The sequence below is a fragment of the uncultured Oscillibacter sp. genome, from assembly GCF_910579365.1.
Classification (GTDB): Bacteria; Bacillota; Clostridia; order Oscillospirales; family Oscillospiraceae; genus Oscillibacter.
In genome coordinates this window covers 1-8,574 of sequence record NZ_CAJTUX010000087.1, presented here as the reverse complement: position 1 = coordinate 8,574, position 8,574 = coordinate 1, and the positions used below count along the sequence as shown (strand labels likewise).

At 62.1% G+C, this 8,574-nt stretch carries 10 protein-coding genes, 1 tRNA gene and 1 pseudogene; 10 read left to right on the top strand and 2 right to left on the bottom strand.

Annotated features, from left to right (window positions below):
* Together QZ329_RS13860 and QZ329_RS13855 are read left to right on the top strand one after the other, a co-directional pair.
* Positions 1–639, top strand: a pseudogene (locus QZ329_RS13860) (methyltransferase); the annotation flags it as partial.
* 289 nt (positions 640–928) lie between these two features.
* Positions 929–1,017 (top strand) — tRNA-Ser (locus tag QZ329_RS13855).
* A gap of 121 nt (positions 1,018–1,138) precedes the next feature.
* On the opposite strand, the gene QZ329_RS13850 is transcribed toward QZ329_RS13855, so the two are convergent.
* Positions 1,139–1,420, bottom strand: coding sequence for a hypothetical protein (locus QZ329_RS13850; protein ID WP_295753591.1), 282 nt, complete (start codon positions 1,418–1,420; stop codon positions 1,139–1,141).
* Between the two features lie 191 nt (positions 1,421–1,611).
* On the opposite strand from QZ329_RS13850, the gene QZ329_RS13845 reads away from it, so the two are divergent.
* The 5 genes from QZ329_RS13845 to QZ329_RS13825 all read left to right on the top strand — a co-directional run bounded on the left by QZ329_RS13845 (position 1,612) and on the right by QZ329_RS13825 (position 4,518).
* On the top strand, positions 1,612–2,166 hold the full coding sequence (locus QZ329_RS13845) for a replication initiator protein A (protein ID WP_295753590.1): 555 nt from the start codon (positions 1,612–1,614) through the stop codon (positions 2,164–2,166).
* A gap of 308 nt (positions 2,167–2,474) precedes the next feature.
* Complete coding sequence (locus tag QZ329_RS13840) at positions 2,475–2,870, top strand: hypothetical protein (RefSeq protein WP_295753588.1); 396 nt, start codon at positions 2,475–2,477, stop codon at positions 2,868–2,870.
* Positions 2,807–3,853: a hypothetical protein gene (locus QZ329_RS13835; protein ID WP_295753587.1), complete on the top strand. Its 1,047-nt coding sequence runs from the start codon at positions 2,807–2,809 to the stop codon at positions 3,851–3,853. Before QZ329_RS13840 ends, QZ329_RS13835 begins: the two co-directional genes overlap by 64 nt.
* Positions 3,834–4,193 (top strand): LysR family transcriptional regulator, encoded by a 360-nt coding sequence (locus QZ329_RS13830; RefSeq protein ID WP_295753586.1) that lies wholly within the window; start codon positions 3,834–3,836, stop codon positions 4,191–4,193. The genes QZ329_RS13835 and QZ329_RS13830 overlap by 20 nt, the downstream gene beginning before the upstream one ends.
* A gap of 52 nt (positions 4,194–4,245) precedes the next feature.
* Positions 4,246–4,518, top strand: coding sequence for a hypothetical protein (locus tag QZ329_RS13825; protein WP_295753585.1), 273 nt, complete (start codon positions 4,246–4,248; stop codon positions 4,516–4,518).
* A gap of 273 nt (positions 4,519–4,791) precedes the next feature.
* On the opposite strand, the gene QZ329_RS13820 is transcribed toward QZ329_RS13825, so the two are convergent.
* Positions 4,792–7,254, bottom strand: coding sequence for a UvrD-helicase domain-containing protein (locus QZ329_RS13820; RefSeq protein WP_295753584.1), 2,463 nt, complete (start codon positions 7,252–7,254; stop codon positions 4,792–4,794).
* A 437-nt stretch (positions 7,255–7,691) separates the two neighbouring features.
* On the opposite strand from QZ329_RS13820, the gene rpmH reads away from it, so the two are divergent.
* The 3 genes from rpmH (at position 7,692) to yidD (ending at position 8,488) form a co-directional block, all read left to right on the top strand.
* A complete protein-coding gene (gene rpmH / locus QZ329_RS13815; RefSeq protein ID WP_021751147.1) occupies positions 7,692–7,832 on the top strand; it encodes a 50S ribosomal protein L34 in 141 nt (46 codons plus the stop codon).
* Positions 7,833–7,937: 105 nt separating this feature from the next.
* Positions 7,938–8,282 carry a ribonuclease P protein component gene (gene rnpA, locus QZ329_RS13810; RefSeq protein ID WP_295753583.1) on the top strand — a complete coding sequence of 115 codons (345 nt, stop codon included), beginning with the start codon at positions 7,938–7,940 and terminating at the stop codon, positions 8,280–8,282.
* The gene (gene yidD, locus QZ329_RS13805; protein ID WP_295753582.1) at positions 8,279–8,488 is read left to right on the top strand and encodes a membrane protein insertion efficiency factor YidD; all 210 of its coding nucleotides are present in this window, start codon (positions 8,279–8,281) and stop codon (positions 8,486–8,488) included. The genes rnpA and yidD overlap by 4 nt, the downstream gene beginning before the upstream one ends.
* Positions 8,489–8,574: the final 86 nt, after the last annotated feature.

The following is an 8,574-nucleotide window of genomic DNA, read 5'->3' as shown; positions in this document are numbered from 1 at the left end:
TACAAGCGGGGCTACCGGGCCCGGAACATGGGCGCGCCCCTGCGGGAGACGCTGGCGGCGGCGCTGGTGCTTCTCTCCCGCTACCGGGGGAAGGACCCCTTCTGCGACCCCTTCTGCGGCAGCGGCACCATCCCCATCGAGGCGGCGCTGATCGCCAAAAACCGGGCCCCGGGCCTGGACCGGCGCTTTGCCGCCCAGAGGTGGAAGTCCATGGACCCCAAGCTCTGGATGGACGCCGCCGAGGAGGCCCAGGACAAGGAGTTTCACGGAAAGTACGACATCTGGGGCGGGGACATCGACCCGGCGGCAGTGGAGCTGGCCCGGCACAACGCGGCCCTGGCCGGGGTGGAGGACTGCGTGCGCTTCGAGGAGGCGGACGCGGGGGCCTTCCGCCGGGAGAGCGAGTATGGACAGCTGGTGACGAATCCGCCCTATGGCGAGCGGCTTTTGGAAAAGCGGGAGGCGGAGGCGCTGTACCGGGCGTTTGGGAAGGCGCTGGAGGACCTGCCCCCCAAGTGGCGGGTGATTGTACTGAGCTCCCACACGGAGTTTGAGCGCTGCTTCGGCCGTCCGGCGGACCGGAAGCGGAAGCTGTACAATGGGATGCTGAAGTGCGACGCGTTTGTGTACGGGAGATGAAAAAAGGGGCGGGAATTTTCCCGCCCCCCTTGCAACGGGAGGGAAAGTGTGGCATAATAGGGAAGGCAGTACGGCGGTCATAACGGGCCCGGCTCTCATCCGGATACGGTGAAGCGGCGGCTGAGGGCTGCACAGCCGTATGGCGTCAGGGGTTTCCGGTTTTCGCCGTCGGGAGGCCTCCCAGGACGCAGGCCGTTTGCGAATGGTTTTTTAAAAAAGAAACGATGTGGTTGAAGGGTCCGCACTCGAAATCATGTTACCTGTGCCGAAAACTGAATAAGTATACTATGGAGACGTATCGAAGTGGTCATAACGAGCCTGACTCGAAATCAGGTAGTCCGCAAGGGCTCGTGGGTTCGAATCCCACCGTCTCCGCCACAAAGCCTTGAAAACACTATGTTTTCAGGGCTTTTCCCTTTCTTCCTGTGGCGCCCTAATGGCGCCCGGATTCCCTAAAAACATATAAAAAGCAGCGCGGAGCTGTAAAGAGATACGTCCCTCACAGCTCCATTCCGCTGCTTCGCTTTTCTGTTTTCTTGGGGGTGTCCTTGCTGGCTGCGTCCATTTCAGGTGTGGCGTTTTGCGGGCGCAGGGTTTTGTGATCGGTTTCCAGCACAGCCTTTTTCCGTTCCAACCGCACGTCAACGTACTGCGCCGCCACCGCTTCAAGGTTGGCGGAGATACTCAGCGACATACCAATACCTTTGAGGGTATGCCCCAAAATCTCGCCTGCGGTGTAAAAGTCGCCTGTGCGCGGGTGCATATCCAGTCCGTTCAGCAAGCCTTAAAAGAACATATATAGCATAGCGCATCACAACCTCCCCTGCAACTGACGAATCATCAGTTGCGGGGGCGGTTTTTTGCGTTTGCGGACAAATCAACAAGCGGACAGAACAGGAGCGGCCCGGTGACTGACACAGTTTCCGGGCCGCTTTTTTGTGTTTCCGCACATTTCAAAAGGAGGCAATCACCATGCCGTCAAATCTGAATCTGGACTATTACTACGGTACCGAAGCGGACCAGTACAGCTTTTACCGTATCCCCAAAACCCTGCTCACGGACCCTCGCTATAGGAGCGTTTCCATCGAGGCCAAGGTCCTCTACGGCCTTCTGCTGGACCGCATGAGCCTGTTGGGCAAGAATAACTGGATGAACATTAAAAAGCGCATCTGCATCTACTTCACGCTGGAAAATGTCATGTATATGATGGACTGCGGCCACAACAAGGCGGTCAGGCTGTTCACGGAGCTGGACAGCACCGGCCTGATCGAGCGTGTCAAGCAGGGGCAGGGACGGCCTACCCGTATTTACGTCAAGAATTTCATCCTGTCTCCGTTCCCCGCCCCTGCGCTGCACATCACCCAAGCCTCCGGCGAGGCTGGTACTATCCGCCCCGTGCTGGAGGATGAAACCGTCACCTATACCGGCGCTCTCCAGCGTTACCACGGAGCGGACGGCATGGAGGGCATCGCTTCCGTTGCACTGACCTACGCCGGCGCAGACGGCGTGGAAAGCACCACACCCTGACCGGTAACCTGCCCAACGGCGGTACGATTATCCCCGGCACGACTATCTATGTCCGGCTGGTGGATGATGGCACCGGCGACCCCGGCCCCGTGGTTATAGAGGTCCTGCCGGAGCGTCCGCCGCCCCGGTCTCCTACGCCGCCTCTTCCCTGGTGCCGGCGCGGGCGTTCTGCTCCGGGGAGCTGGCGGCAGATCCAAACGGCGGAACCGAGGCCGGGGAAGCCAGTATGAACCGGCATAATATCCTGAACGGCACCAGCCGGGCATCCAGGTCCGGCGGACCTTCCCCGGGAGGATATGGCCCAATGTATGTATAACCTGCTGGTGGACCTTGGGATGTCGATTCCCTCAGCCGGCGAAAACGCCCAGCAGATGAGGGACCGTATCAATGCCTCTACCGCCTGCCGGGAAGGCAATGGTAAGCCTATCACGGAGGAAAACACCAAGGAGCTGCTGGCAAGGTTTGAGGCGGATATGCCTACAGGAAGTCCGTGGGATGGGCGAAGCGATTTTATTTACTATTCTCCAAAATTTAGTGGCGGAGGCGGTGCAACGAGCGACGCGATTTTCCAGATAGCATCTACACAAGGGAAAGGGATTGTGATAGAATGGAAGCATCTTGAAAGACGGGAGACAAAAAGATGGATGTATACTATCACCGGCATTGCGGCGTTTTTGGAAAAGCCGGACACGCCCCGTGCGTAAAATTCTGCGGAAAGGCGGTTGACAGGATCGGCCGCTGCTTTACGATGCTGTTCCTTTTCTGCCTGCTCGCGTCCTGCGCCGCTCCGGCGGAGAAGACGCCGGTTCCGCCGTCTCAGGACCTCCCGGCGGAGTCCGGCCCGGAGGAAACCCTGTCCCCGGAGAACGCCGGGGAGACTTCCTCCGGGGAAGAGAATGGCTCCGCCGCCCGGGAGGAGGCGGAGGACCATGTCCTCCTGACTTTAGACGCCTCCCTGGCGGACGGGCGAACGTTGCGGCTGGAGGCCATTGGCCGGCGGGTTGACGAATACAGCTATGGCGTCCGGGAGGTCCAGGTCTGGGACGGGGAGGAGCTTCTTCAAACCGTTCTGAGCCGGGAGGGCGCCGCAAGTGAACCTGTGTTTGACGGCGACTACACCGACTGCTGGAGCACGGAAGACTGCATGGAGGCTCTGGACCTGAACTTCGATGGGAACATGGACTTCGGCCTGTTTGGCTCGCGGTGCAACAACACCATCCCCTATTGCTACTGGACCTGGGACCCGGAGGCGGGGCGCTACCAGTTCGCCTGCATCCTCCAGGGGGCGGAAGCCCACCCGGAAACCGGAGAAACCACCGCCGAATATAAATCCGGCTCCGCCGGGTCCCAGTGGGTTACGGAGTACTACTGGCCTGACGGGAACGGAAGCCTGTATTTGCACCGGGTGGAACGGCTGGTCCGGAACTTCCAGCCCGATTCCGGCTATCTGGACATAGAGCGGGAGGGCGCGCGAGAAATCTGGCTCCCCAGGGAAGGGGACTTTCTCCGCCCCCGGCCTGCCGAGTGGAGCATCGAGACAGACCTGGTTCTGGTCCGCCGGGAGGTCCCTGTTCTGGAAATCCACAACGGCGCCGCTTCTCGCTTCACAGAGGTCTGGGAGCGGCAGGACGGCGTACTGAACTTGACCAGCCGGGAGGAGTTTACCAATGAAGATTCGCCAGAATGACCTTCGCCTCGCCGTCACCCTCCGTCTGCTGGACGGCGAGGGCCAGCGCCGCTTCGGGCCCGGCGTGGCCGCCCTTCTCGCCGAGGTGCGGGAGAAATGCTCCCTCCGGGCGGCGGCGGGGTCCATGGGCATGGCCTATTCCAAGGCGTGGCGCATCGTCCGCTCCGCCGAGGAGGCCCTGGGCTGCAAGCTGCTGGACTCCACCATTGGGGGCCGCCACGGCGGCGGCGCGGCCCTGACGGCGGAGGCGGAGGCCCTGCTGAGCGCCTATCAGGCCCTGCGGGAAGAGGTGTCCGCTTACGCCCTCCAGCGGTTCGAGGAGCATTTCCGGGACCTCTGACCCGCCTTGCGCATAGGATGGAATACATCTTATGGAATAGGAGGTCCTCATTATGGAATCTGTCTGCAACGAGTGCAATGAGTGCACCGAGTGCCGGGAGCCCGTCACGATGAACGCCCGTATTCTGCGGGTGAACTGCTGTGACCTGCTGGTTTGCGACCTGTGCGGCTGCCAGGAGGTGCTGGTCCATACCAACGACGCCAGCTGCTTCCGTCCGGGCGAGTGCGTCTGCATCCAGTACAGCGGCGCCATGACCATGAGCATCCCGCCCCAGATCAGCGCGGACTGCATCAAGCGCATCCCCTGCTGCGGCTGCCGCTGCTGAATAAAAAGAGGCCCTCCTTCAAGTAAGGAGGGCCTCTTCGCCGCAGGAAAGGGCGTCCCGTATGGGACGCCCTCAGCGTGTCAAAAAACGCAGAAGATTGACGCAACGGGAAGGAAGAGAGTTACGAGAGGAACCCAGGAGGGGTTCCTTTCGTTTTTAATCAGAAGTTTTTCAAAGTTTTGAAAAACTTGCGCAGGCTGGCGAAAATACGTTTTCGGCAGCCTGGGGCGGACCTGTGGGTCCGCCCTTTTTCTTCAACCTCCGGCGTTCCGCTTATGTATCCAATTTTTTCAGGTGCTTGGCCGCCGCCTTCAGCATCAGCTTCTTTTTCCCCGTGCCCGCGAAATCCACCTGGACCAGGGCGTCTCCCCCCATGGGCTGAATGGACAGCACTGTCCCCGCCCCGAAGACGCCGTGCTCAATCCGGTCCCCCGGCTCCAGGGCGATGGCGGGGGCGGCGGTCTGGCTGACCGCGGTGCGCCGGGCCTCCTGATAGGAGGGGCGGGCCGGACGGGCATACACCGGGGCGCTCCGCTGGGCGCCGCCCCCGGCGCTTCCGCCGCCAAGGGTCCCGCCGCCGTAAGAGCCGCTTCCGTAAGCGGAGCCGAAGCTGCCGCCGGGCTGGAGATTCCTGCCCTCCCAGCACAGGTTCTCCTCCGGAATCTCCTCCAGGAACCGGGAGAGGCGGTTGGAAGAGGTCCTGCCGTACAGCATCCTCTGCCGGGCGCAGGTCAGAGTCAGCCGCTGCTTGGCCCGGGTCATGGCCACGTAGCACAGCCGCCGCTCCTCCTCCAGCTCCGCCTCTTCAAACTGGGCGGAGCTGCCGGGGAAGATGCCCTCCTCCAGGCCCACCACGTAGACCAGGGGGAACTCCAGTCCCTTGGCGGCGTGGATGGTCATCATGGTGACGCAGTCGTCGCTCTTCTCCAGGGCGTCCAGGTCCGTGTACAGAGCGATCTCGTTGAGGAAGCCGGAGAGGGTGGCGTCTTCCGGCTGGCGGTCCAGAAAGCCCAGGATGTTGGACTTGAGCTCCTGCACGTTTTCCAGCCGGCCCCGGCTCTCCATGTCGTTCTTGTCCTTCAGGGCCTGGGTGTAGCCCGTCTGCTGGCACACTGCGTCGTAGAACTCCGGCAGGGCCAGGGTTCCGCCGGCCTTACGCAGGCCGTCGATGAGGTCCGCAAACTGGAGCAGCTTCTTCGCCGCGCTTTTCAGCTCCGGGAAGAGGTCCGCGTTGCGGATGATCTCGTAGAGAGAGGCCCCCTGCGCCGCCGCCAGGTCCGCCACATGGTCCATGGTAGTGGCGCCGATGCCCCGGGCGGGGGTGTTGACGATCCGCCGCAGGCGCAGGTCGTCCAGGGGATTGTTCAGCACGCAGAGGTAGGCCAGCATGTCCTTCACCTCCGCCCGGTCGAAGAACTTCATGCCCCCCACCATTTTATAGGGCACGCCGCTGCGCTTCATGGCGTACTCCAGGGCGTTGGACTGGGCGTTCATGCGGTAGAGCACGGCGGCGTCCCGGAAGGAGGCTCCGCCCTCCACCGCCGCGAGAATCTCCCCCACCACAAAGGCGGCCTCGTCGCTCTCGTTCAGAGTGGTGCGGACCGAGACCTTCTCGCCCCCGCCGTTGTCGGTCCAGAGGGTCTTGCCCTTGCGGCCCGTGTTGTTGCGGATGACGGCGTTGGCCGCGTCCAGGATGTTCTGGGTGGAGCGGTAGTTCTGCTCCAGCCGGATGACCCGGGCGTTCTCATACTGCCGCTCGAAGTTCAGAATGTTCTCAATATTGGCCCCCCGGAAGCGGTAAATGGACTGGTCGTCGTCCCCCACCACGCAGAGGTTTTTCCGCCCCCCGGCCAGGAGGCTGGTAAGGAGATACTGGAGGTGGTTCGTGTCCTGGTACTCGTCCACCAGCACATAGCGGAACTTCTGCTGGTAGTAGTCCAGCACCTCGGGCTCCTGCCGGAGGAGAGTGACCGTGTGGTAAATAATGTCGTCAAAGTCCAGGGCGTTGGCGGAGGCCAGCTTCTTCTGATAGGCGGCGTAAATCTTCGCGATGCGGCTGAGACGCCAGTCGCTCTCGGCGCTGTGCTTTTTGGAAAAGTCCTCCGGACTCTGGTACTGGTCCTTGGCGGCGCTGATGACGGAGAGGACGTTCTTGGGCGGGAAGGTTTTGTCGTCCAGGTTCAGCTCTTTCAAAAGGTCCTTCACCACCCGGCGGGAATCGTCAGTGTCGTAGATGGTGAAATCCTTCTGAAAGCCCAGGCGGTCGATGTCCCGCCGGAGGATGCGGACGCAGGCGGAGTGGAAGGTGGAGGCCCAGATGTCGTTTGCCTGGGGGCCCAGCCGGGCGGCCAGGCGGTCCTTCAGCTCCCCCGCGGCCTTGTTGGTGAAGGTGATGGCGATGATCTCCCAGGGACGGGGCACATCCACGGCGCACAGCCGCTGGGCCCGGTCCGCCTCCTGGGGAGTGGGCTGTTCGGGGAAGCGCTCCAGAAAGTCCAGGTCGTCCTCCGTGGCGTCCCCGGGGACGAAGGAGGAGTCGCTGCCCCGGCCGTAGGTCAGGAGGTTGTACACCCGCTGAATGAGAACGGTGGTCTTGCCGCTGCCGGCCCCGGCCAGGAGGAGGAGGGGCCCCTCGGTGGTCATGGCGGCCTGGCGCTGCATGGGGTTCAGCCGCCGGAGGTCCCCGGCGATGACGCTGCGGCGGGCGGCGAGGTAGCGCTGAGTAAAATCGTTCATAGTGCATCCGTTTCCTTTTTTCGTTTTTTCACGCTCCCGCTTATTTTAGGACAAAATTCCCCCGGGGTCAATAGGCACGCCCCGCCGGAGAGAGCGGAATGCTCCCCCGCCGCCGGCTGCGCGGATCATAAGTAATACGGATATTCCTCCATATCGGAACCTAAGGAACCCAACGAGACCTTTCCCCCGGCATAGCTTCTCCAATAAGTTCCGTCCGCAACTTCCAATCATTCCAGCACAAGTTGAGGAAGTTGAGGAAGGAATATTTTTTTGTTGACACTCTTTATAGAATTATGGTATACTATCCCATGCGTCGAATCGGCGCTGGAATTATGTCTGCCGCGCCGTCCGCCCCGCCGGGGCCGGGCGGTGTTGGGAAAGCGCCGCCCCGGAGGTTCCTTCGGAGCGGACGGAATATGGACAGGAGGTGTCTCATCATGGCGACTAAACGTACCTATCAGCCCAAGAAACTGCACGGTCAGAAGGTCCACGGCTTCCGCAAGCGCATGGCTACTGCCAACGGCCGCAAGGTCCTGGCCCGCCGCCGCGCCAAAGGCCGCGCCCGTCTCTCCTATTGAGCGGCGAGCAGAGGAGACACTTGAACACGGGTCCTGACAGGGGCGGCTGGAATTCTTTTGATTCCTCCGTCCCTTGTGCTGGTTCTCCGGCTGGGAGGAAGACGAATGAAAGCGGCGGTGACGCTGAAACAGAATTATGAATTCCGCCGCCTGTACCAGAAGGGCGCGTCGGCGGTGGGAGGCGGCATGGTGCTCTATTGCCGGAAAAACCGCCTGGGGCACAACCGGCTGGGGGTCACCGTCTCCGTGAAGCTGGGAAACGCCGTGAAGCGGAACCGGGCCCGCCGCCGCCTGCGGGAGGTGTACCGGCTGAACAGTCCCCGGCTCCGTTCGGGGTGGGACATCATTCTGGTGGCCCGGGGCCGGACGCTGACCGCCCCCTGGAAGGAGCTGAACGAGACCTTCCTGCGCCTCTGCCGGAAGCTGAATCTGCTGGGGGACAAGCCATGAAGCGGGTTTTGATCGCCCTGGTGCGGTTTTACCAGCGCAACATCTCCCCCTGCCGTCCCCGGTGTTGCAACTACATCCCCACCTGTTCCCAGTACGCCGTGGAGGCCCTGGAGAAATACGGGGCGGCGCGGGGGAGCTGGCTGGCGTTCAAGCGGATTCTCCGATGCAACCCCTTTCATAAAGGGGGATATGACCCCGTGCCGTAGGGAAAGAGGGGACAGGCCCTCCCCCTCCGGCAGCGCCGCCCAAGGCGGCTGGAGAGTATCGGCAGTTTCCTGACGCGCATGCCGCC